Origin of the sequence: Streptomyces odontomachicola, from assembly GCF_039605595.1 — a bacterium.
Taxonomy (GTDB): Bacteria; Actinomycetota; Actinomycetes; order Streptomycetales; family Streptomycetaceae; genus Streptomyces.
In genome coordinates this window covers 112355-135126 of sequence record NZ_JBCFOK010000019.1, presented here as the reverse complement: position 1 = coordinate 135126, position 22772 = coordinate 112355, and the positions used below count along the sequence as shown (strand labels likewise).

Genomic DNA, 22772 nt, shown 5'->3' with positions numbered 1-22772 from the left:
TCCCCTTCTCTGGACAGGGGTCACTCTGCCGAACGGCACTTACCTTGGACGGCATGAGTGCTGAGGAACGGACGGCGGCGGATGGACGCATACCCGGCAAGATGACGGCCGAGCCCCCGGCGGACCCCGCGGCCGGGCGCCCCGCGGCCGAACCCCCGGCCGAGCGCCCCGCGGCCGGACCCCCGGCGGAGCACGCGCGCTCCGTGCTCTCCCGCGCCTACCGCGCGCTCACCCTCGGCATCGTCTCCGTCGTGCTGCTCATCGCCTTCGAGGCGACGGCGGTGGGCACCGCGATGCCGGCCGCGGCGGCCGAGCTCAACGGGGTCTCCGCCTACGCCTTCGCGTTCTCCGCCTTCTTCACCACCAGCCTGCTGGGCATGGTCGTCTCGGGGCAGTGGTGCGACCGGCGCGGACCGCTGCCCGCGCTCTCCCTCGGCATCGCCGCCTTCGCCGCCGGGCTGCTGCTGTCCGGTACGGCCGTGGCGATGTGGGTCTTCGTGCTGGGCCGCGCCACCCAGGGCGTCGGCGGCGGGCTGGTGATCGTCTCGCTGTACGTGACGGTGAGCCGCGCCTACCCGGAGCACCTCCGCCCGACGGTGCTGGCCTCCTTCGCCGCGGCGTGGGTGGTGCCCTCGGCGGTGGGCCCGCTGATCGCCGGGACGGTGACACAGCACCTGGGCTGGCGCTGGGTGTTCCTCGGCATCCCGGTACTGGTGCTGCTGCCCCTCGCGATCATGCTGCCCGCGCTGCGCCGGGCCGCCTCCGGGCCGCCGCCCGGCGCCGGGGAGCAGGGCCCGGTCGACCGGCGCCGGATACGGATGGCGGTCGCGGTGGCCGTCGGCGCCGGGATGCTCCAGTACGGGGCGCAGGCGCTGGACCTGACCGGGCTCCCCGTGGCGCTGGCCGGCGCCGTGCTGCTGGTGCCCGCTGTGCTGGCGGTGATGCCGCGCGGGACCTACCGCGCCGCGCACGGGCTGCCGGCCGTGGTGCTCCTGCGCGGGGTGGCGACCGGCGCGTACATCGTGACCGAGAGCTTCGTCCCGCTGATGCTCGTCACCCAGCGAGGCCTGTCGGTGACCCTGGCCGGGCTCACCCTCGCGGCGGGCGGGGCGAGTTGGGCCCTGGGCTCCTTCGTACAGTCGCGGCCCCGGATGAGCCCGCACAGGCCGCGGCTCGCGCAGGGCGGCATGGCGCTGGTGACGCTGTCCATCGTGTACGTGCCGGTGGTGCTGGTGCCGCAGGTCCCGGTGTGGACGCTCGCGCTCGGCATGGCCGTCGGGTGCTTCGGGATGGGGCTCGTGGTCTCCTCCACGAGCGTGCTGCTGCTGGAGCTCTCGGCACCCGAGGAGACCGGCAAGAACTCCTCCTCGCTCCAGATGTCCGACAGCCTCTCCAACGTCCTGGTCCTCGCCCTCACGGGCGCCGCCTTCGCCGCGCTCGGCGGCGGCTCGGCGGGAGCGGCCACCCACGCCGCCGGCCCGTCGGCACACGCGTCCGGCGGCCAGCCGCTCGCCTTCGTCGCCGTGTACGCGATCTCCGCTGCGGTCGCGGCGCTGGGCGTGTTCGTGGCGGGGCGGCTGCGGGAGCCTTCGGGCGCCGGGCGGTCCCGCACGCCGTGAACCGGGCGGGCCTCACGCGGTGAACGCGTCCGGGTCCGCGTCCTCCCAGTCGCGCGCCCAGGGCGAGGGCACGTCCTCGCCGGTCAGGAGCTGTCCAGGCGACAGCCAGTCGAAGAGGTCGGCGTACGAGGCGACCCTGTGCGGCGCGGTGCGGCGGTAGAGCATGTGCGGGCCGAGCTGCGCGGGCGAGTCGGCGCCGAGCGAGGCGATGATCTCCAGCGCGCTGTGCACGGTGGCCTGCTGGTAGCGCTGCACGCGCCGGTACTTGTCGGCCACGTCCAGCGCCCGCGTACGGCGCGGGTCCTGGGTGGCGACCCCCACCGGGCAGGTGTTGGCGTGGCAGCGCTGCGACTGGATGCAGCCCACCGCGAACATCATGGCCCGCGCCGCGTTGGTGAAGTCCGCGCCCTGCACGAGCCGCTTGACCAGGTCGGATCCCGTCGCCACCTTGCCGCTGGCGCCGATCGCGACGCGGTCACGCAGGCCCGTGCCGACCAGCGCGTTGTGCACGGTGTTCAGGCCCTCGGTGAGTGGCACCCCGATGTGGTCCACGAACTCCAGCGGCGCCGCGCCGGTGCCGCCCTCGGCGCCGTCCACGGTGATGAAGTCGGGGGTGAGGTCCTCCGCGAGCATCGCCTTGCAGACCGCCAGCACATCGCGCCGCCGCCCCACGCACAGCTTGAAGCCGACCGGCTTGCCGCCCGCCAGCTCCCGCATGCGCCCGATGAAGCGGACCAGCTCGCGCGGGGTGGAGAACACCCGGTGGTAGGAGGGCGAGACGACCGTCTCGCCCTGCGGGACCTCGCGCACCCTGGCGATCTCCGCGCTGACCTTGCTGCCGGGCAGCACACCGCCGACTCCCGGCTTGGCGCCCTGGGAGAGCTTGAGGGAGACGGCGCGCACGGTGTCCCAGGCCGCCTTGCGCGCGAACTCCTCCGGATCGAAGTCCCCTTCGGGGGTACGGCAGCCGAAGTAGCCGGTCCCGAGCTCCCACACCAGGTCGCCGCCGTACCGCAGGTGGTGGTCGGAGATCCCGCCCTCTCCTGTGTCCTGCGCGAAGCCGCCCTCGGCCGCGCCCCGGTTGAGCGCCTGGATCGCGTTGGAGGAGAGCGAACCGAAGCTCATCGCCGACACGTTGAGCAGCGCCATCTCGTACGGGACGGCGCAGTGCGGCCCGCCCACCCGCACGCGGAAGGGCTTCTCGGGGGTGGGCCGGGGCATCACGGTGTGCACGAAGAACTCGTAGCCGGGCCGGTAGACGTCGCGCTCGGTGCCGAACGGGTCCTGGTCGGTGACGCCCTTGGCGCGCTCGTACACCGTGGAGCGGGTGTCACGGTCGAAGGGCCTGCCGTCGAAGTCGCGCTCGATGAAGTACTGCTGGAGCTCGGGGCGGATCACCTCCAGCAGATAGCGCATATGGCCCAGCACCGGGTAGTTGCGCAGCACCGAATGCCGCCGCTGGGCCACGTCGTACGCGCCGACGGCGGAGCAGAGCAGCAGCGGGCCCGCCGCGCACCACCACCAGGGGGAGGCGGCCACGGCGGCCCACACGGCGCAGGCCGCGACCAGCGCCACCGCTCCCACCAGCGCGACCGTGGCCAACCGGCGGTGGGGGAACGACACTTCGGTACCTCCTCGCTTCGCCATGCGTCCGGAGACGTACACCCGGCGATCACTCCACGCCGGGTACCCCATCACGGAGCGCGGTCACAACCCAGAAGCAGCGCCGCCGGGATTGCGCCCCGCACCCAAATTCCGCTTATGGTGCGGTCATGTTCGACTCGCGGCACATACGGACCTTCCACGAAGTCGTGCGCGCCGGGTCGTACTCCGCCGCGGCGCGCGCACTCGGCTACACCCAGCCCGCGATCACCCAGCAGATGAAGGCGCTGGAGCGCGACGTGGGCACCCCGCTGTTCATCCGGGCCGGGCGCGGCATGCGGCTGACCGAGGCGGGCGAGGCGCTGGCCCGGCACGCCACGGTGATCCTGGACAGCATGGCCACGGCCCAGCAGCAGATGTCCGCGATCACCAGGCTGCGGGCTGGGCGGGTACGGGTGTGCGCGTTCCCCAGCGCCGGCGTGACCCTGGTGCCCGAGACGCTGGCGCGGCTCGCCGCAGGGCACCCCGGGGTGCGGGTGGAGCTCCAGGAGGAGGAGCCTCCCGAGTCGCTGGACCGCGTGGTGCGCGGCGAGTGCGACATCTCGCTGGCCTTCACCTACCCGGGGCTCCAGGAGCAGGTGCCCGAGGAACTGGTGGAGATCCCGCTGCTGGAGGACCAGCTCACGGTGCTGATGCCCAGCGGCCACCCGATGGCCAGGCGCCGCGCGGTGCGCCTCGGCGAGCTGGCCGACGAGCGCTGGATCGCGGGGTGCCTGCGGTGCAGGGCCAACTTCCTGCACGAGTGCGCCGAGTTGGGCTTCGCGCCGGACATCGCCTTCACCACCGACGACATCCTGGTGGTGCAGAGCCTGGTGTCCGAGGAGCTGGGCATCGCGATGATGCCGGGCCTGGTCCTCTCCTTCCTGGTGCACGAGAAGGTCACGGGGCGCGCCCTGGACCCCGCCTCCCGCCGCCAGGTCTCGGCCTACGTACTCCGCGAACACCTGGAGATCCCCGCCACCGCCCTCGTGCTCGACGAGCTGCGGGCGGTCGCGGAGAAGCGCGTGGGCTGCTGAGGCCGCTCGGCGGTCTGCCGCGCGATCCGGCTGCGTTCCGCTGTCCCGCTGCGGCGGGGAAAAGGTTGCGCCGATCCATAAGCCTTCGTGAGGGCCCGTCCAAGAAACCGTCGTTAGACGTAATGGATCGGCGGCGGGAGCCTCGCCGTATGAGCACACATACGCACTCCGGTTCGGCCTCCGGCACCACGACGGCGCCCCGTACGGGCCCGCGCACGGACCGCCTCGGGCGGCTCGTGGAGGAGGTGCGCGAGGCCGTGGACCGCGGGCTCGCGCCGGACCTGACGGCGTACCTGGTGGGCGAGAAGCTCTCCCCGCACCTGGGGGCGGGCGACCTGCTCACCCCCGAGCAGTGCGAGCCCGACCCGGACACCTACCGCCAGCACCTGCTGCACGCCGAGACCGACGGCAGCTTCTCGCTCGTCGCGCTGGTGTGGCTGCCGGGACAGTGCACGCCCGTGCACGACCACGTCTCCTGGTGCGTGACCGGCGTGCACACCGGCGAGGAGCACGAGCGCCGCTACCGGCTGCTGCCCGCGGCCGCAGCCGAGGGGACGGCCCGGCTCGTCGCGACCGAGGACGTGGTCAACCCGCAGGGCGCGGTGTGCGGCTTCGCTCCGCCCGGCGACATCCACCGGGTGTGGAACGGCTGCGAGGAGACGGCCATCTCGCTGCACATATACGGCGCCGACATATCCCGCCTCGGCACCAGCGTCCGCCGGATCTACGACCTCCCGGCCGACCGCTGATGGCACTCCTGGGGGAGCGCGCGGGGGTACGGAGACACAGCCGGACAGAGCAGAGCCACACGGAGACGCAGGAGCAGAGCGGCGCGGAACAGGGCGGCACCGGAGCGGCACAGGGCGCGGACACCCGCACGGACGCCCGCCCGCAACCCCGTTCCGCGCCCCGTTCCGCATCCCGGAGCAAGCTCCCGGGGCTCGCCCTCGCCGCGCTCGGCGTGGCCGCGGCCTCCGGCGTGCATCTGCTGGTGCCCGCCGTGCCGATGCTGACCGCAGCGGTGGTCCTCGGCATCGTCGCCGCCCACCTCCCCTGCGTACGCGGCTTGGTGGGCGGTGTCGCGCGGCCCGGGCTCACGCTGGCCGGCAAGCGGCTGATGCGGATCGGCATCGTGCTGCTCGGCCTCAAGCTGAGCGTCGGCGACGTGCTGGGCATCGGCTGGGCGACCGTCGGCATGGTGCTGGTCGTGGTGTCCGCGACGCTGGCCGGCACGTGGTGGCTGGGCCGCAGGCTCGGGCTGCCGGGCGACCAGCCGCTGCTGATCGCGACCGGGTACGCGATCTGCGGGGCCTCCGCGATCGGCGCCGTCGGCGAGGTGCGGGACAGCGACGAGCGGGACACCGCGACCTCCGTCGCGCTGGTCACGCTGTGCGGCACCCTCGCCATCGCCGTACTGCCGCTGCTGCACCACCCGCTGGGCCTGGACGACGCGCAGTTCGGGCGCTGGGTGGGCGCGGGGGTGCACGACGTCGGGCAGGTCGTGGCCACCGCGCAGACCGCGGGCGCCGGGGCGCTCGGCCAGGCCGTGCTGGTCAAGCTCATGCGCGTGGCGCTGCTGGCGCCGCTGGTCGCCGCGGTGGCCTTCTCGGTACGGAGGCGTCGCGCGGCCGCACAGGCGTCGGGTGCCACGCAGGAGGACACCGGCGGGAAGCGCCCGCCCCTCGTCCCGCTCTTCGTGCTCGGCTTCCTCGCGATGGTGCTGCTGCGCACGTTCCTCCCGCTGCCCGGCGCGCTGCTCGACGGCGCGCAGCAGGCGCAGGAACTCCTGCTCGCCGCCGCGCTCTTCGGCCTCGGCAGCGCGGTACACCTCCCGACGCTGGCCCGCACAGGTGCGCGGGTGGCCGCGCTCGGGCTGTGCGCGTGGGTGGTGATCGCGGGGGTGTCGTACGCGGGTGTGCTCGTCACGACGTGACGAGAGATGCGGCCACGACGTGACGAAAGGCGAGGTCACGACGTAGTCCGCGGGGGCGCCGGGGTCCCACGGGAGGCGGCGGCCGCGGGTGTGAGCTGAGTCCCATCCGCGCGCCACCCCCGGACGTCACCCCGAAGAGGGGGAGGGGGCTTGGGTAGGCTGACGCGGTTACTTCGACCCGTTGCTGCCTCGACCGCGAGCCCCGACCCCAGCGGAGACCGTGACTACCACCCCGACCTCCAACACCCACCTCTCGCCCGCCTTCCCCGGCCGCGCCCCGTGGGGCACGGCGAACAAGCTGCGCGCATGGCAGCAGGCGGCGATGGACGCGTATCTGGAGCAGCAGCCCCGCGACTTCCTCGCGGTCGCGACGCCCGGCGCCGGCAAGACCACGTTCGCGCTGACCCTGGCGTCGTGGCTGCTGCACCACCACTTCATCCAGCAGGTGACGGTGGTCGCGCCGACGGAGCACCTGAAGCAGCAGTGGTCGGACGCCGCCGCGCGGCTGGGCATCAAGCTGGACCCGGACTACAGCGCGGGCCCGCTCGGCAAGGAGTACCACGGCGTCGCGGTCACCTACGCGGGCGTCGGCGTGCGGCCCATGCTGCACCGCAACCGCGTCGAGCAGCGCAAGACGCTGGTGATCCTCGACGAGATCCACCACGCCGGTGACAGCCGGAGCTGGGGCGAGGCGTGCCAGGAGGCCTTCGAACCGGCCACCCGCCGCCTCGCGCTGACCGGTACGCCGTTCCGCTCCGACACCAACCCGATCCCGTTCGTGGAGTACGTGGAGGACGCGGAGGGCGTGCGCCGCTCCAGCGCGGACTACACGTACGGGTACGGCGACGCGCTCGCCGACGGCGTCGTGCGGCCGGTCATATTCCTCTCGTACAGCGGCAACATGCGCTGGCGCACCAAGGCGGGCGACGAGATCGAGGCGCGGCTAGGCGAGCCGATGACCAAGGACGCGGTCTCCCAGGCGTGGCGCACCGCGCTCGACCCGAAGGGCGAGTGGATGCCCGCGGTGCTGCGCGCCGCCGACGGCCGGCTGTCCGAGGTGCGCAAGGCGATTCCCGACGCCGGCGGCCTCGTCATCGCCGCCGACCAGGAGAAGGCGCGCGCGTACGCGAAGCTGCTGCGCGAGATCACCGGTGAGAAGCCCACGGTCGTGCTGTCCGACGACACGGGCGCCTCGCAGGGCATCGAGGACTTCCGGCAGTCCGAGGGCCGCTGGCTGGTCGCGGTGCGGATGGTCTCGGAGGGCGTCGACGTGCCGCGCCTCGCGGTCGGGGTGTACGCGACGACGGTCTCCACCCCCCTGTTCTTCGCGCAGGCCGTGGGCCGCTTCGTCCGTTCCCGGCGCCGCGGCGAGACGGCCTCGGTCTTCCTCCCGACCGTGCCCTCCCTCCTGACCTTCGCGAACGAGATGGAGGCCGAGCGGGACCACGTACTGGACAAGCCGAAGAAGGAGCAGGACGAGGACCCGTACGCGGAGGAGGCCGACCTCCTCAAGGAGGCCGAGCAGGAGCAGGACGAGGACACGGGGGAGCAGGACCAACTGCCCTTCGAGGCCCTCGAGTCCGACGCGGTCTTCGACCGGGTGATGTACGACGGCGCCGAGTTCGGGATGCAGGCGCACCCCGGCTCCGAGGAGGAGCAGGACTACCTCGGCATCCCCGGGCTCCTGGAGCCGGACCAGGTGCAGATGCTGCTCCAGAAGCGGCAGGCGCGGCAGATCTCGCACAGCAAGAAGAAGCCGGACAGCGAGGCCGACCTCGTGGAGCTCCCGGCCGAGCGGCGCCCCGTGGTCACCCACAAGGAACTCCTGGAGCTGCGCAAGCAGTTGAACAACCTGGTCGGCGCGTACGTCCACCAGAGCGGCAAGCCCCACGGCGTCATCCACAACGAGCTGCGCCGCACGTGTGGCGGCCCCCCGGCTGCCGAGGCGACGGCGGGCCAACTGGAGTCCCGCATCGCGAAGGTGCGGGAGTGGGCGACCCGCATGAAGTAGGCATAACCCTCTGTCCGCCGCAGCGGGAGTCGCTCACAGCGGCGCGTTCCGGCGGTGACAGCGCGGCTCGCGCTGAGACCGCCGACGCCCGCCGCCAGGCGCAAGATCCGCTGCGGCAGGGAACATGTCCGTCCCCCGTGAAGGGGGAGCAGGGTCTCACGCTCGGCCCCGTGTGACCGGATTCTGGACAGAGGCTTCCGGGGAGCGGAGACTCTCGCTAAGTTGCCGGTCACACACGCGCCGTGGCAACGTCGCCGCGGGGCGCCGCCACCGCGACCGGCGGTCGCTGGCGCGCGCTGCCGTAACGGGACACGCAGCGCACGACCCTCGCGCCACTCCGCCGGTACTCACCCGAGGAGGGGGGAGCGTCGTGACCGCGGAGACCTCTCAGACGCTCGACAGGGGACTGCGGGTCCTCAAACTGCTGGCCGACACGGACCACGGCCTGACCGTCACCGAGCTGTCCAACAAGCTCGGCGTCAACCGCACCGTCGTCTACCGCCTGCTCGCCACCCTGGAGCAGCACGCGTTGGTACGCCGCGACCTGGGCGGCCGCGCACGGGTCGGACTCGGCGTGCTGCGGCTCGGCCGCCAGGTGCACCCGCTGGTGCGCGAGGCGGCGCTCCCCGCGCTGCGCGCGCTGGCCGAGGACGTCGGCGCGACCGCCCACCTCACGCTGGTGGACGGCACCGAGGCGCTGGCCGTCGCCGTGGTGGAGCCGAGCTGGACCGACTACCACGTCGCGTACCGCACCGGCTTCCGCCACCCGCTGGACCGCGGAGCGGCGGGCCGCGCGATCCTCGCGGGCCGGATGCCGGACCAGCAGCGCACCGAGCGGTACGTCGCCACCCACGGCGAGCTGGAGGCCGGGGCCAGCGGCGCGGCCTCCCCGGTGCTCGGCGTGACCGGCATAGAGGGCAGCGTCGGCGTCGTGATGCTGGCCGAGTCCGTCCCGCCGCAGGTCGGCGAGCGCGTGGTGCACGCCGCGCAGGAGGTAGCCGACGCGCTGCGCTGAGCGTGCGGGGCGCGGGGAAGGGCCGGGCGGCGTGACCGCCCGGCCCGTCGTCTAGATTGCAGGGGTGACCGAACGCACCGCCCCCCGCTTCCGCATGACCCCGCGCCGCCGCACGCTCGCGATCTGCGCCGTACCGGTGGTGGCGCTGTTCGTGGTGGTGGCTGCCGCGCCGCTTCCGTTCTCACTCGCGCAGCCGGGGCTCACCGCCGACGTGCTGGGCGACAACAAGGGCAAGCCGGTGATCACGATCTCCGGCGAGGGCGCGAAGGAGCGCGCCGCGAAGGGCGGCGGGGGCCAGCTGCGGATGACCACCATCGCCGCGACCCCGCCGGACGCCACGGTGCGGCTGCCCGACGTCGTACGGAACTGGTTCAGGGACGACCGTGCCGTGATGCCGCGCGACGCGGTCTACCCCGTGGGCGACAGCACGGCGGAGGCCGACAAGTATCAGAAGTCCGAGATGAGGAAGTCCCAGGACGTCGCGGTCAAGGCCGCGATGAACCAGCTGCACAGGTCGGCCGACGACGTGAAGGTGCAGCTCCGCCTCGCCGACGTCGGCGGACCCAGCGCAGGACTGCTCTTCTCCCTCGGCATCGTGGACAAGCTGGACGGCGACGGCAGCGGCGGCAGCCTCAGCGGCGGCCGCACGATCGCCGGGACCGGCACCATCGACAAGGACGGCAAGGTCGGCGCGGTCGGCGGCGTACCGCTCAAGACCCGCGCCGCCAAGCGCGACGGCGCCTCGGTCTTCCTGGTGCCCAGGGCGGAGTGCCAGGACGCCAAGTCCGGCCTGCCGAAGGGGCTTCGGCTGGTCCCGGTGAGCACGCTGAACGGAGCGGTGGACAGCCTCAAGGCGCTGCAGAAGGGCGGGAAGGTCCCGAGCTGCCCGTAACTCCCTTGCGGGGCGAGGGAGTTCGGAGGCCGGGGCTCAGGGCTTGATGAAGCCCTTCTCCACCAGCCAGTCCTTGGCCACCTGGTGCGGGTCCTGGCCGTCCACGTCGACCTTCGCGTTCATCTTCTGGGCCTCGTGATTGTCGAGGGCCTCGGTCACGGGGTTCAGGACCTTCGCGATCTGCGGGTGCTTCTTGAGCGTCGCGCTGTTGATCTCCGGCGCGGCGTCGTAGTTGGGGAAGAAGTGCCGGTCGTCGGTGAGCACGTTCAGCTTCATCGCGGGGATGCGGCCGTCGGTGGTGTAGACGATGCCCATGCTGCACGGCGCGCCCTTGGCGACCTGGGTGTAGACCACGCCGCTGCTCATCTTCTGCACCTGGGAGGCGGGGATCCTCATCCCGTACGCCTTCGTCATCCCGTTGAGCCCGTCGTCCCTGGACGCGAACTCGTTGTCCAGGCAGAGCGTCACCGCCTTCGGATCCTTCTTCGACAGCTCGGCCACGTCGGAGAGCGTCTTGAGCCCGTACTTCTTCTGCGTACGGTCGTTCACGGCGATCGCGTAGGTGTTGTTCAGGGTGGACGGCGGCAGCCAGGACAGGCCCTGCCCCGCGTCCTCCTTGCGCACCGCCTCGTACTGCTTCCGGCTGTCCGCGATCGGCTTGGCGTGGCCGAGGTACGTGATCCAGCTCGTGCCCGTGTACTCGTACATCGCGTCGGCCGCGCCCGTCCTGACCGCCTCCCGCGCGCCGACCGAGCCCTGGATGCTGGTGCGGTCCACCACGTCGGCGCCGGCGGCGCGGAACACCAGGCCCATGAGCTGGCCGAGCACGATGCTCTCGGTGAACTCCTTGGAGGTGACGGTCAGTTCGGCGCCCTTGAGCGGCTTGCCGGCGCCGACGCTGCCCGGGTGCACGTCGTCGGTCATCGGGCTGCCGCTGACCAGCCCGCAGCCGCCCAGCGTCCCGGCCAGCGCGAGAGAGAGCGCCGCTGCACCTGCCGCCTTCGCCGCCGTACGGATCCGTGCCGTACGCGTCCGAGCCGTACCCACTCGTGCCGCACCCCTTCGCACCATCAGGACGTCCCCTCCAGGCCGCGCGGGCGCAGCAGCAGTTCGGCCAGCGAGGCCAGCCAGTCGACGATCAGGGCCAGCGCCACGGTCAGCAGCGAGCCGAGCACCAGCACCGGCATCCGCTGGGTGGTGATGCCCGCGGCGATGAGGTCGCCGAGCCCGCCGCCGCCGATGAAGGTGGCGAGGGTCGCGGTGCCGACGTTGAGCACCAGCGCGTTCCGCACCCCGGCGAGGATCAGCGGCACGGCGAGCGGCAGTTCGACCTTGCCGAGCACGCCCAGCGGCGACATGCCGATGCCCTTGGCCGCCTCGACCAGCCCCGGGTCGATGGCCCGCAGCCCCGCGATGGTGTTGGCCAGCACCGGCAGCACCGCGTAGACGACCATGCCGACGACCGCCGTGCCGGGGCCGATGCCGAGCGAGAAGACCAGCACCACGAGCAGGCCGAGGGACGGGATGGCCTGGCCGAGGTTGGCCACGGCCACGGCGAAGGGCGTCGCCTTCCGGAGCGAGCGCCGGGTCAGCGCGATGCCCAGCGGAATGGCGATGACCAGCACGAAGAACGTGGAGAGCGCGGTGAGTTCGATGTGCTGCCGCAGCCGTACCCCGACATTGCCGCCGGCCAGCGCGTTCCGCGCGATGGAGTCCAGGTCCGCGCCGCGGAACCACAGCCAGGTGATCAGCAGCGCTGTGGCGACGAACGCCGGCAGCAGGGTCAGCCTGCGCCAGGTCAGCCGCTCCAGCCGGCGCTCGCCGCGCAGCGCGTCGCCGGGGGCCTGCTCGTCGGGGGCCCGCTCCTCCAGCGTGGGCGCCTCCTCCGGGGCCTGTACTCCGCCGTCCTGCTCCCGGAGTTCTCCGCCCCTCGGCTCTCCGTCCCTCCGCTCGTCCCCGCTCACGCCAGGCCCTCCTGGGCCGCGCGGGTCTTGCGGGCCTGCTGCTCCTCCAGCCGGTGCTGGTGCTCGGTGGCCTCCATGCGGTCGGCGTCCAGGAGCTCGTGCACCGAGTTCATCAGCGTCTCCATGTCCACGACGCCGGTGTACTCGCCCCGCCGCCCGGTCACCGCGACCCGCCCCGCGTTGTCGGTGAGCACCGCCTCCAGCGCGTCCCGCAGCGTGGCGTCCCTGGTCACCGTGTCGTTCACCGGCGAACCCGCGCGCGCCAGCGAGCCCTTGGCCCGCATGATGTCCCCGCGCCGCAGCCACTTGAAGGGGCGCCGGTGCCTGTCCAGCAGCAGCACCTCGTTGAAGGGGCCGTCCCTGAGCTGGTCGAAGATCGTCTGGAGCGGCTCGTCCATGCTCGCGGTGGGGAAGTCCACGACGCCGACGTCCCGTACGCGGGTGAGGTTGAGCCGCTTGAGGGCCGCGCCCGCGCCGACGAAGCCGGAGACGAAGTCGTCCGCCGGGTTGGTGAGGATCGCCTCCGGAGTGTCGAACTGCGCGATGTGCGACTGCTCCCGCAGCACCGCGATCCGGTCGCCCAGCTTGATCGCCTCGTCGAAGTCGTGGGTGACGAACACGATGGTCTTGCGCAGCTCGTGCTGGAGCCTGATCAGCTCGTCCTGGAGGTGGTCCCGGGTGATCGGGTCGACCGCGCCGAAGGGCTCGTCCATCAGCAGCACCGGCGGGTCGGCGGCGAGCGCGCGGGCCACCCCCACGCGCTGCTGCTGGCCCCCGGAGAGCTGGCGCGGGTAGCGGCCGCGGAATTCGGCGGGGTCCAGGCCCACGAGGTCGAGCATCTCCTCGACCCGCGCCTTGACGCGCGCCTTGGACCAGCCCGTCATCTTCGGCACCTGCGCGATGTTCTGCGCGACGGTCATGTGCGGGAAGAGGCCCGAGGACTGGATGGCGTACCCGACCTTGCGGCGCAGCTTCACCGCGTCCATGCCGGTGACGTCCTCGTCGTTGATCCGGATGCGGCCCGAGGTGGGCTCGATGAGCCGGTTGATCATCTTGAGCGTGGTGGACTTGCCGCACCCCGAGGGCCCGACGAAGACCACGAGCTCGCCGGCCTTGATCTCCATGCTGACGTCGTCGACGGCGGGCGCCGAGGACCCCGGATAGCGCTTGGTGAGCCCTTCGAGCCGGATGGTCGCGCCGGTCGCCGTACGGCTCTCCGTACGGCTCTCCGTACGGGACTCCGCGCGGCTCTCCGTACGGCCGGGCACGTCCTGCCGCCCGGTCTGCTGCTGCGTCGGCTGTGTCGGCGTCGGGTCAGGCACGGATACCCCTCGGAATGGTCAGACGCCCGATGAGGACGTACGCGGCGTCGAAGAGCAGGGCCAGCACGACGATGCCGAGCGTGCCCGCGAGGACTTGGTTCAGGGCGTTGGCGCTGCCGAGCGAGACCACGCCGCGGAAGATCAGGTTGCCGAGCCCCGGACCCGAGGCGAAGGCGGCGATCGCGGCGATGCCCATCAGCATCTGCGTGGCGACCCGGATGCCGGTGAGGATCGGTGGCCAGGCGAGCGGCAGTTCCACCTTGAGCAGCCGCATCACGCGGGACATCCCGATGCCCTTCGCGGCGTCCACCAGCGCCGGGTCCACCCCGCGCAGCCCGACGATCGCGTTGCGCACGACGGGCAGCAGCCCGTACAGGGTCAGCGCGATCACCGTGGGCAGCACGCCGAGCCCGACCACCGGGATCAGCAGGCCGATCAGGGCCAGCGAGGGCACGGTGAGGATGGAGGCGGTGGTGGCGGTCGCCAGATTGCCCGCCCACTCGCTGCGGTAGGTCAGCACCCCGATCAGTACGCCGATGACCGTGGCGGCCACCATGCACTGGAAGACGGCGCTCGCGTGCTGGAGCGAGTCCGACAGGAGCTGGGCATGCCGGTTGCCGACGTACTCCCAGAAGTTCACTCGGCCTCTCTCCCTCGCGTTCGCGCGTGCGCCGGGGCGGTCACCTGCCCATTTCCCGGAGCCTTACCCGGAGTTGTTATCCGCTCGTTGTCACGTCAGTCCCCGGCCGTTTCCCGGCCGGCCTCGCGTACGGCGTCCCGCAGGGGTTCCCTTACGGGGTCCCGTACGGGATCGCGTACGGGGTCCCGCGCGGCATCCCGTACGCCCTCCGGGTCCCGGTCTCCCGCGGCCTGGCGGACCAGCGGGACGATCCTGAACGGGACGGGGTTCTCCATCACGATGGCCGTCGAGGCGCGCACGATCCCATCGAACCCCACGACCCGGTCGATCACCCGCTGGAGATCGGCGTTGGAGCGCGCGACCAGGCGGCACAGCATGTCCCCGTGCCCGGTCGTGGTGTGCAGCTCCAGCACCTCGGGGACGGTCGCCAGATGCGCCCGCACGTCCGTGCCCTGGCCCTGGCGGATCTCCAGGGTCGCGAAGGCGGTCACCGGATAGCCGATCGCGGCGGGGTCCACGTCGGGACCGAAGCCGCGGATTACGCCGGCGTCCCTGAGACGGTCCAGCCGCGCCTGGACGGTCCCGCGCGCGACCCCGAGGCGGCGGGACGCCTCCAGCACCCCGATGCGGGGCTCCTCCGCGAGCAGTTCGAGCAGTCGTCCATCGAGCCGATCTATACCCATGGGTTTCCCCTCCGTAACCTTCCCGTTGGGCAGGCTGCACAGGCAGCCCAGTGTTTCTGTCCTCTTACTGGGCAACCTGCTCAATGAATTCGCGAAGTATTGCGCACCTTGCGGAACGGCGGGAGCCTGCCGCCATGACTGAGACCTCCCACGCAACCCCCCAGAACGCCCGGCAGGCCGATCCCTTCCCGGTCAAGGGGATGGACGCGGTCGTCTTCGCCGTCGGCAACGCCAAGCAGGCGGCGCACTACTACTCCACGGCCTTCGGCATGCGCCTGGTCGCCTACGCGGGCCCGGAGAACGGCAGCCGCGAGACGGCCAGTTACGTCCTGGAATCCGGCTCCGCCCGCTTCGTGCTCACCTCGGTGATCAAACCCTCGACCGACTGGGGCCGCTTCCTCTCCTCGCACGTCGCCGAGCACGGCGACGGCGTGATCGACCTGTCCGTCGAGGTCCCCGACGTGCGCGCCGCGTACGCCTACGCGCTGGAGCACGGCGCGCAGGGCCTGGAGGAGCCGTACGAGCGGAAGGACGAGAACGGCACGGTGGCGCTGGCCTCCATCGCCACGTACGGCCAGACCCGGCACACGCTGGTGGAGCGCTCCGGCTACGACGGGCCCTACCTGCCCGGTTACGTGAAGGCCGAGCCGCTGGTCACCCCCGGGGACCGCCGCTTCCAGGCGATCGACCACTGCGTCGGCAATGTCGAGCTCGGCAAGATGGACGAGTGGGTCGGCTTCTACAACCGCGTCATGGGCTTCACGAACATGAAGGAGTTCGTGGGCGACGACATCGCGACCGAGTACAGCGCGCTGATGTCGAAGGTCGTGGCGGACGGCACCCGCAAGGTGAAGTTCCCGCTCAACGAGCCCGCCGTGGGCAAGAAGAAGTCCCAGATCGACGAGTACCTGGAGTTCTACGGCGGCCCCGGCGTCCAGCACATCGCGCTGGCCACCAACGACATCGTCGCCACGGTGCGGGGGATGCGGGAGGCCGGTGTCCGGTTCCTGGACGTGCCGGACTCCTACTACGACAAGCTCGGTGAGTGGGTCGGCGAGACCCGTGTGCCGCTCGACGAGCTGCGCGAGCTGAAGATCCTCGCCGACCGCGACGAGGACGGCTACCTGCTGCAGATCTTCACCAAGCCGGTCCAGGACCGCCCGACCGTCTTCTTCGAACTCATCGAGCGGCACGGCTCGATGGGCTTCGGAAAGGGCAACTTCAAGGCCCTCTTCGAGGCGATCGAGAGGGAGCAGGAGCGCCGCGGCAACCTGTAACCCGCGGCCCATGAACGTGGTCGGCGGTGGGTCCTGATTGCCCCACCCACCGCCGACCACCCGCGCTTCTTGTCACGTCCCGCCGCGGCGGGATTCGGGTGGGTGGTTGCGCCCGACTTTGTGAGTGACGGCCCGCCCTACGACGCTCCGCGCCTCCGGCCGAGCCTCCGCCGGCCTGCGGCGTCCCCGAAGGGTCGCGTACGAGCAGTCGCTTCTTGCTGCCCGCCTCCCCGTTTGAGCTGTGGGCAATCGTTCCGCTGGGGCGAGGGGGTACCTCCCTGCTCGGAGCGAAGTCGGAGAGCTTGGGGGAGGGTGGGCACAGCGGACCGCAGCCCCCAGCGCCAGCGCCCCCGCACCCGACGGGGCCCGGGGCGCAGCCCCGAAACTCAGGGATGCAGCCCCAAGAGGCGAGCCCGCACCTTTTGGGCCTCCCCCGGGGACGGGGCCGGGGCCGGGTCACGGGGCGCCCACCCCCGCACACCCCAATCCGCGCTCAAAAGCGAAAGCGCCGCATCACCCCGGCGCAAAGCCACCGTGTCAGCGGACGGCACCCTCTCGGGGGCCGAGGGCGCAACCCCCAACTCCACCTTGTAGCAGCTCGCGCAGCCCCCCGGCTCCCGCACGAACCGCCGCGTCACCTCCGCCGCCCGCCCCACATTCGTGAACGCCACACCCCCATCGGGCCGCGCCGGCAGATTGATGTTCAGCGAGGTCCCCCGCGGCAGCAGCGGCCCGCCCCGCGCCGTGTCCGCCAACCGCTCCACCGCCCGCGCCGCGAACGACGCCGCCCGCTGCGCCGAGGGAAACGGATCCTTCGGATTCCCGAGATCCATCCCCGCGCTCACGGCCACCGCCGGAATGTCCAGGTCACCCGCAGCGACCGTGGCCCCCACCGTCCCCGAATGGTTCACGAGGGAACCGGAGTTGGGCCCCGCGTTGACCCCGGACACCACAAGGTCAGGGGAGCGCCCGCCGAACGCGTACTGCGCCCCGAACCCCACCGCGTCCCCCGGCGACCCCGCCACCGACCACACCCCCGGCTCGGCCTCCGAGGCCCGCACCGTCGCCCCGCGCTCGAAGTTGAGCCCCGTACCGCGCCCCGACTGATCCGTCTCCGGCGCGACGATCACCACCTCGTGCCCGTACCGCCGCAGCGCGTCGCGGAGCTGCCGGATGTACGGGTGCCGGTATCCGTCGTCGTTCGACACGAGGATCCGCAGCTTCGCGTGCCCGTGTCCCTCCCGCGAGGAAGGACGGCCGGCGGCGGAGGGCGAGTCCGCGACCGCCGACCCCGCGAGCAGCGCCAGCACCGCCGTACCGGCGGCCAGCGCGGCACCCCTGCGCACGGGCCGCGCGCCCGGTCTCCGTACGACAGCTCTCCGTACGGCACCTCTCCGTACGGCGTACGAGCATCCGTTGAAGCGCATCAGGTCTCCCCTCAGAGGGCCATGGCGCGGAAACGGGCGCACTGTAGAGCTGACGGCCCGTCAAAGGAAGGCATGCGCGTGCACAGGCGCGGAACGGCCGGACCGCACCGCTCTTCCCGGCCCGCCGCGCGGGTGCCAGGCTGAGGGCATGAGTGATCTTCTCAGCCGGCTGCGGGACGGTCTTCCGGAGGACGCGGTGGTCACCGACCCCGACGTGGTCCGCTCCTACTCCCACGACATGGCCAGCTTCTGCGAGGCGGGCGCACCGGCGGCCGTGGTGCTGCCGCGCGGTACCGAAGAGGTGCAGCACGTGATGCGCACCGCCACCGAGTTCCGCACACCGGTCGTGCCTCAGGGTGCCCGTACGGGGCTCTCGGGGGCGGCGAACGCGAGCGACGGCTGCATTCTGCTGTCCCTGACACGCATGGACCGGATCCTGGAGATCGACCCGGTGGACCGGGTCGCGGTCGTCGAGCCGGGCGTCATCAACGCCACGCTCTCCCGCGCGGTCAACGAGCACGGCCTCTACTACCCGCCGGACCCCTCCAGTTGGGAGATGTGCACGATCGGCGGCAACATCGGCACGGCCTCCGGCGGCCTGTGCTGCGTGAAGTACGGGGTGACCGCCGAGTACGTGCTCGGCCTCGACGTCGTGCTCGCCGACGGACGGCTGATGTCGACCGGGCGCCGCACAGCCAAGGGCGTCGCCGGGTACGACCTGACCCGGCTCTTCGTCGGCTCCGAGGGCAGCCTCGGCATCGTCGTGAAGGCCACGCTGGCGCTGAAGCCCGAGCCGCTGCGGCAGTACGCGCTGGCCGCCGAGTTCCCCTCGGCCGCCGCCGCCTGCGACGCGGTGTGCCAGATCATGGAGCGCGGCCACGCGCCCTCGCTGCTGGAGCTCATGGACCGCACGACCGTGCGCGCGGTCAACGACCTCACCAAGATGGGGCTCCCGGAGTCCACCGAGGCGCTGCTGCTCTGCGCCTTCGACACCCCCGACCCCTCCGTGGACCTGGCGGCCGTCGGCGAGCTGTGCTCTGCGGCGGGGGCAACCGAGGTCGTGCCGGCCGAGAACCACGCCGAGTCGGAGATGCTCCTGGAGGCGCGCCGCCAGGCGCTCGTCGCCCTGGAGGCGGTCACGGGCACCACGATGATCGACGACGTGTGCGTGCCCCGTACACGCCTCGCCGAGCTGCTGGAGGGCACGGCGGCGATCGCCGAGAAGCACGGGCTGACCATCGGCGTCTGCGCGCACGCGGGAGACGGCAACACCCACCCCACCGTCTGCTTCGACCCCCAGGACGAGGACGAATCACGGCGTGCGCGCGCCTCGTTCGACGAGATCATGGGGCTCGGCCTGGAGCTGGGCGGCACCATCACCGGGGAACACGGCGTCGGCGTACTGAAGAAGGAGTGGCTGGCGCGCGAACTCGGACCCGTAGGGGTCGAGATGCAGCGCGGCATCAAGCAGGTCTTCGACCCGCTCGGACTGCTCAACCCGGGAAAGCTCTTCTGAGGCACCGCTCACCGGAGCGGGGTGCCCGCGCTCACGCCTCTCGCTCGTGAGCGCGGGCCGCGGCATCGTCCTCTTCGCCACTGGCATTGACGGGGACGATGTCGGCGACGATGCGGTTGGAAGGGAAACTGGCCTTTTCCAGAAGATTCGCCACTTCCCGCTCCAACTGCGGCGTATAGAGCCGTTGTTCTTCGGGGGTGAGCGCGAGCTCGACCCGGTCGTTGCGCCGCGCGAACGCCGCGTTGACCCCGCTCAGCACCTTCAGGAACAGCGCGAACGAGTCCGGGTCCAGGCGCTCCGCAAGGTCCGCCAGGTGTTCCCAGACACGCAGTCGCGCCGCGTCCTCGGCACTGTCCTGCACCCCCGTGTGCGCCTCCGCCTCCGGCGCCACAAGTTTCCGCACCGCCTCCGCCTCCATGGCCGTTCCTGCCCCGTCTTTCTCTTGTGGCATGCCCGGAATGGTGACGGATTCTGCATCGCCGCGGGCCGGAATTCGGATATTGTCCTCCGCCACCCGCCAGGTTACGGGCCAGTACCCCCGCATTGGTCAGGATCCCGCCTCGTCCGGGCCCGATTCGTCCGAGGGCCACGGGTCGCACAGATAGAGGTCGTCGGCGCCGGGCGTCGGGGTCAGCAGATGCTCCAGCGCCTCGTCCATTCCCAGCACCTCCGACTCCTGGCCCGGGGCCACCACCCGCAGCGTGCGCTCCAGCCACGCCGAGACCGCCGTGGTCGGCGCCTCCAGCAGCGCGTCGCCGTCGGGGGAGGTCAGCGCCATGCAGATGACGCTGCGGTCGTCCACCTTGGTCGGCCACACCCGCACATCGCCCTGACCGCACGGCCTGAACACGCCCTCGACCAGCAGCTCGCGCGCGAAGGTCCAGTGCACCGGGTTCGCCGAACCCGTGTGGAAGGCGATGTGCACCGCGTACGGATCGTCGGTCCCGTAGCTCAGCTTGGCCGGAACCGCGATGCTGCGCTCCGGCGACAGCACCAGCCGCAGCTCCAGTTCGCGTTCGACCACCGTGTGCGTGTGCATGCGCCGCCCGCGCCGCGCGCCCTCGTGCTCGTTCACGATCGTCCCCTTCACTTCCGGTGCCGCCGGTCGGCGGCGTGCACTGGGGAGAGAGGGCGGGAGCCGGTTCCTTACACAACTTCGCGGATTCTTTTTCCGGGCCGGTACGCAGGCGCCGTGCGGGCGGTACGAGGGGAAGCCGAGGGGGTTCTGCGACGGGGCGCGGGGGAGCTTCTGTGCGGCCGCTTCCCGGAAGGCTGACGCGGGTATTCGGGCGGGCAAGGCGTCGTACGGGTCTGGTAAGTGTGGACCCTGCGCCGCGCGGTCGTGCCGTGGGCACGGCGCGGGAGCGGCGGCTACGCCACATACCGACACCAGAGTCGAACAGATACGGGACCCGGACATCATGAGCGCGCCTCCCTCAGGATTCGCCAGCGGCAGCCCCAGCGCCGGTTACTACCCGGACCCGTCCATCCCCGGATACGTCCGCTACTGGAACGGTTCCGCCTGGGTGCCCGGCACCAGCCGCCCGGCGCCGCAGGAGGGCGAGCCGCTGCCCCCGCCGCCCTCGGCCGCCGCCTCCCAGGCGGCCACCCCGCCCACCCCGTCCGAGCCCGCGCCGGCCGAGGAGACGGGCCCGGTCTTCCTGGACGAGGACGCCGGTGCGACGGCCGGGCCCGAGCCCGCCGCCTCCGCGTGGCAGGCCGACGCGGCGCGCCAGGACGGCTTCGCCGGGCGCAGCGAGGCGAAGGTCTCCTGGGGCCAGGACGGCGAGCCCGCACCGGAGTCGGCGCAGCCCGCCTCCGGCGACAACGGCACCTTCCAGATGCGCCGCCCCACGAGGCAGGCGGCCCAGGCCCCCGAGCACACCGTGGGCCTGCGCCGCTCCGAGGTCACCAAGTCCGCTGGTACGGCGCAGAGTTCGGCCACCACGCCGCCCGCCGTCCCCGAGCAGTCGGCACCGGCGCCCGCGCCCCAGACCCCGGCGCCGCAGCAGGCGCCCCAGCAGCGGTCCGCGCAGCAGCCCGCCTCCGCTCAGCAGTCAGCCCCCGCCCAACAGCCCGCGCAGCAGCCCGTACAGGCGCAGCAGGCCCCGCCCCAGCAGCCTCAGCAGGCCCCGCAGCACTGGGCGCAGCAGGTGCACGACCTCGCGGCGCACTCCTCGGCCCCCGCGAGCCCGAACGCGCCGGCCGGCGCCCCCGTCGGCGCCCCGGCCAGCGGCCCCGCGCACGCCGCCGCGAGCGGGCACGCCGTGCCGGGTCCCGCGCAGGGCGCCCCGCCGCAGAGCGCGGGTCCCGAGCAGGTCACGCCGTGGCGGCCGCCGGCCGACGACCCGTTCCTGCGCGCGGCGCAGGAGCAGTCGCGCCCGGCGCCGCTCGGCAAGCGCTTCGCGGCCCGGCTGATCGACGCGGTGCTCACCGGCGCGGTGGGCGCTGCGGTCGCCGTTCCCTTCATGAGCAGCGCGGTCGCCCACGTACAGCAGAAGATCGACGCGGTGGAGCTGGCGGGCAGGACCGAGCGGGTGTGGCTGATCGACGGCACCACGGGCGGCTATCTGGCCGTGGTGCTCGGCGTCCTGCTGGTCTTCGGACTGCTCTACGAGGTGCTGCCGACGGCCCGTTGGGGCCGCACCCTCGGCAAGAAGCTGCTCGGCCTCTCGGTGCTCGACGTGGAGGGCCAGAACACGCCCGAGTTCGGCGCCGCGCTGCGCCGCTGGCTGGTGTACGGGGTGCTCGGGCTCCTCGCCGTCGGCGTGGTCAACGTCCTGTGGTGCCTCTTCGACCGGCCCTGGCGCCAGTGCTGGCACGACAAGGCGGCCCGCACCTTCGTCGCCGAGGGCTCGGGGTCCTCCTCGGGGGCGCTCCGGTTGTGAGCCTCCGCCCCTGAGGTGTCTACGGGTGGCGTAGGCGCGCTCGGCCCGTTGTCTCCTGGCCCGTACGGGGCACCGCGCATCCCCCCAACGCCCTTCGCCGGATGCGCGCCGCCGGGGGCCGCGTTCCACTCGGGCCATGACTACGGAGCAGCCCGGCAACGACCCCTTCAGGAAGCAGGAGAGCTCCCCTCAGGGGGAGCCCGAGCAGGACTCCGGCGGTTCCTCTCCTCCGCCCCCGCCGCCCGGGCAGGGCCCGTACGGGGGCTCGGGGAACGACCCGTACGCGGGCGGCAACCCCTACGCGGCGGGCGGCCCTTACGGCTCCGGCGACCCCTACGGGGCGGGGCATCCCCAGGGGGCGGGCAGCCCCTACGGGGAGCCGGACCCGCTGGCCGGGATGCCGCCGCTCGCCTCGCGCGGTAAGCGGCTGCTGGCCCGCATCGTCGACGCGCTCCTGATCGGCATCCCGATCGGCATCATCCTGGCCCTGGTGCAGAGCGACGTCTCGCCGGCCGACTCCGGCAACACCTTCGCGCAGTCGCTCATCTACCAGCTCGTGTACCTGATCTACGAGGGCCTGATGCTGACCACCTCGGGCCAGACGGTGGGCAAGCGGCTGATGCGGATCAGGGTCGCGGTGCTGTCCGACGGCGCGATCCCCAAGGGCAGCCCGGGGTGGTTCCGCGCCGGCGTGTACTCGCTGCCCGCGTTGATCCCCTGCATCGGTTCGCTGTTCTGGCTCGTGAACGTGCTCTTCTGCACCTGGGACAAGCCCTACCGGCAGTGCCTGCACGACAAGGCGGCCAAGACGGTGGTCGTGGCCACCGACTAGCGCACGGCGCCCCGAACCCGCCCCGTACGGGGCCGAGTTGGGGTCGCGTAAGGGGAGGCGCACATCGGCCGGGCT

At 72.4% G+C, this 22772-nt stretch carries 19 protein-coding genes and 1 pseudogene; 11 read left to right on the top strand and 9 right to left on the bottom strand.

What is annotated here, in order from left to right; all coding sequences use genetic code 11:
- The first annotated feature begins 53 nt into the window (after window positions 1-53).
- Window positions 54-1619, top strand: coding sequence for an MFS transporter (locus tag ABEE00_RS29995; protein WP_345748869.1), 1566 nt, complete (start codon window positions 54-56; stop codon window positions 1617-1619).
- A gap of 12 nt (window positions 1620-1631) precedes the next feature.
- On the opposite strand, the gene ABEE00_RS29990 is transcribed toward ABEE00_RS29995, so the two are convergent.
- A complete protein-coding gene (locus tag ABEE00_RS29990) occupies window positions 1632-3221 on the bottom strand; it encodes an FMN-binding glutamate synthase family protein (protein ID WP_451918697.1) in 1590 nt (529 codons plus the stop codon).
- Window positions 3222-3391: 170 nt separating this feature from the next.
- Between ABEE00_RS29990 and ABEE00_RS29985 the strand changes: the two genes are divergently transcribed.
- From ABEE00_RS29985 to ABEE00_RS29960, 6 genes are all read left to right on the top strand, one after another.
- Window positions 3392-4297 carry a LysR family transcriptional regulator gene (locus tag ABEE00_RS29985; RefSeq protein WP_345748867.1) on the top strand — a complete coding sequence of 302 codons (906 nt, stop codon included), beginning with the start codon at window positions 3392-3394 and terminating at the stop codon, window positions 4295-4297.
- Window positions 4298-4446: 149 nt separating this feature from the next.
- On the top strand, window positions 4447-5046 hold the full coding sequence (locus ABEE00_RS29980; protein ID WP_345748866.1) for a cysteine dioxygenase family protein: 600 nt from the start codon (window positions 4447-4449) through the stop codon (window positions 5044-5046).
- On the top strand, window positions 5046-6230 hold the full coding sequence (locus ABEE00_RS29975) for a YeiH family protein (RefSeq protein ID WP_345748865.1): 1185 nt from the start codon (window positions 5046-5048) through the stop codon (window positions 6228-6230). Before ABEE00_RS29980 ends, ABEE00_RS29975 begins: the two co-directional genes overlap by 1 nt.
- Window positions 6231-6450: 220 nt before the next feature.
- Window positions 6451-8241, top strand: a complete 1791-nt coding sequence (locus tag ABEE00_RS29970; RefSeq protein WP_345748864.1) for a DEAD/DEAH box helicase — start codon at window positions 6451-6453, stop codon at window positions 8239-8241.
- Window positions 8242-8611: 370 nt separating this feature from the next.
- On the top strand, window positions 8612-9256 hold the full coding sequence (locus ABEE00_RS29965) for an IclR family transcriptional regulator (RefSeq protein ID WP_345748863.1): 645 nt from the start codon (window positions 8612-8614) through the stop codon (window positions 9254-9256).
- A gap of 94 nt (window positions 9257-9350) precedes the next feature.
- Window positions 9351-10148 carry a S16 family serine protease gene (locus ABEE00_RS29960; RefSeq protein ID WP_345748927.1) on the top strand — a complete coding sequence of 266 codons (798 nt, stop codon included), beginning with the start codon at window positions 9351-9353 and terminating at the stop codon, window positions 10146-10148.
- A gap of 36 nt (window positions 10149-10184) precedes the next feature.
- On the opposite strand, the gene ABEE00_RS29955 is transcribed toward ABEE00_RS29960, so the two are convergent.
- The 5 genes and pseudogenes from ABEE00_RS29955 to ABEE00_RS29935 all read right to left on the bottom strand — a co-directional run.
- Entirely contained in the window at window positions 10185-11219 is a 1035-nt protein-coding gene (locus ABEE00_RS29955; protein WP_451918695.1) for a glycine betaine ABC transporter substrate-binding protein, read from the bottom strand.
- Complete coding sequence (locus tag ABEE00_RS29950) at window positions 11219-12112, bottom strand: ABC transporter permease (RefSeq protein WP_451918694.1); 894 nt, start codon at window positions 12110-12112, stop codon at window positions 11219-11221. Before ABEE00_RS29950 ends, ABEE00_RS29955 begins: the two co-directional genes overlap by 1 nt.
- A complete protein-coding gene (locus ABEE00_RS29945) occupies window positions 12109-13302 on the bottom strand; it encodes a betaine/proline/choline family ABC transporter ATP-binding protein (protein WP_345748925.1) in 1194 nt (397 codons plus the stop codon). Before ABEE00_RS29945 ends, ABEE00_RS29950 begins: the two co-directional genes overlap by 4 nt.
- A 124-nt stretch (window positions 13303-13426) precedes the next feature.
- Window positions 13427-14074, bottom strand: coding sequence for an ABC transporter permease (locus tag ABEE00_RS29940; protein WP_345748861.1), 648 nt, complete (start codon window positions 14072-14074; stop codon window positions 13427-13429).
- A 218-nt stretch (window positions 14075-14292) separates the two neighbouring features.
- Window positions 14293-14757: pseudogene (locus tag ABEE00_RS29935) on the bottom strand (Lrp/AsnC family transcriptional regulator); the annotation flags it as partial.
- 134 nt (window positions 14758-14891) lie between these two features.
- Between ABEE00_RS29935 and hppD the strand changes: the two are divergent.
- Entirely contained in the window at window positions 14892-16034 is a 1143-nt protein-coding gene (gene hppD, locus ABEE00_RS29930) for a 4-hydroxyphenylpyruvate dioxygenase (RefSeq protein ID WP_345748860.1), read from the top strand.
- Between the two features lie 386 nt (window positions 16035-16420).
- On the opposite strand, the gene surE is transcribed toward hppD, so the two are convergent.
- Window positions 16421-17461, bottom strand: a complete 1041-nt coding sequence (surE, locus tag ABEE00_RS29925) for a 5'/3'-nucleotidase SurE (RefSeq protein WP_345748859.1) — start codon at window positions 17459-17461, stop codon at window positions 16421-16423.
- Window positions 17462-17609: 148 nt separating this feature from the next.
- Between surE and ABEE00_RS29920 the strand changes: the two genes are divergently transcribed.
- Complete coding sequence (locus tag ABEE00_RS29920) at window positions 17610-18977, top strand: FAD-binding oxidoreductase (protein ID WP_345748858.1); 1368 nt, start codon at window positions 17610-17612, stop codon at window positions 18975-18977.
- Between the two features lie 31 nt (window positions 18978-19008).
- Here the strand turns inward: ABEE00_RS29920 and ABEE00_RS29915 are convergent, their stop codons facing one another.
- Both ABEE00_RS29915 and ABEE00_RS29910 read right to left on the bottom strand, forming a co-directional pair.
- Window positions 19009-19491, bottom strand: coding sequence for a hypothetical protein (locus ABEE00_RS29915; RefSeq protein ID WP_345748857.1), 483 nt, complete (start codon window positions 19489-19491; stop codon window positions 19009-19011).
- 33 nt (window positions 19492-19524) lie between these two features.
- Window positions 19525-20016: an SsgA family sporulation/cell division regulator gene (locus ABEE00_RS29910; RefSeq protein ID WP_345748924.1), complete on the bottom strand. Its 492-nt coding sequence runs from the start codon at window positions 20014-20016 to the stop codon at window positions 19525-19527.
- A 382-nt stretch (window positions 20017-20398) separates the two neighbouring features.
- Between ABEE00_RS29910 and ABEE00_RS29905 the strand changes: the two genes are divergently transcribed.
- Both ABEE00_RS29905 and ABEE00_RS29900 read left to right on the top strand, forming a co-directional pair.
- A complete protein-coding gene (locus tag ABEE00_RS29905; protein ID WP_345748856.1) occupies window positions 20399-21865 on the top strand; it encodes an RDD family protein in 1467 nt (488 codons plus the stop codon).
- Window positions 21866-22001: 136 nt separating this feature from the next.
- A complete protein-coding gene (locus ABEE00_RS29900) occupies window positions 22002-22697 on the top strand; it encodes an RDD family protein (RefSeq protein WP_345748855.1) in 696 nt (231 codons plus the stop codon).
- The last annotated feature ends 75 nt before the right edge of the window (window positions 22698-22772 follow it).